Annotated in this window: 1 protein-coding gene; it reads left to right on the top strand. The window is 69.8% G+C overall.

Annotated elements, in window-relative coordinates:
• A partial coding sequence (locus tag P5705_RS26225) for a hypothetical protein (protein WP_277463758.1) occupies positions 1-374 on the top strand: 374 nt, incomplete at both ends.

Raw genomic sequence — 374 nt, 5'->3', positions numbered from 1 at the left:
TCGACGGCCACCTGCACGCCAATATCCGCGGTGCCCTGGAGCATTACGTGCGCGAGGCCCTGGCCCAGCTGCCGGCCATGCTCAGCGCCGCCGCCGACACTGCGCGCCTGTTGTTCACCTCGTTGGCCAAGACCATTGCCGCCGCCGCTCGTGGCGACCTGGATGCCGCCAGCAGCCACCGCCTGGCCCGTGCGCAGATGGCCCAGGTGGCGCTGTACGATTCGGCGTTCGAAACCGACGCCTGGCGCTTGGCCTTGTCGGCCCTGGCCAATGCCTCCGAGGGCAGCCTCAAGGACGGCTACAACAGCGTCGCCCGTCACTTCAGCGGCGAGCTGGACACCCTGCTCGGGCCGCTGATCCGCACCCTCGAGGAC

The sequence above is a fragment of the Pseudomonas entomophila genome, assembly GCF_029478665.1.
Classification (GTDB): domain Bacteria; phylum Pseudomonadota; class Gammaproteobacteria; order Pseudomonadales; family Pseudomonadaceae; genus Aquipseudomonas; species Aquipseudomonas entomophila_F.
The sequence above is the reverse complement of the archived record's forward strand: the minus strand, read 5'-3'. Positions and strand labels throughout refer to the sequence as shown.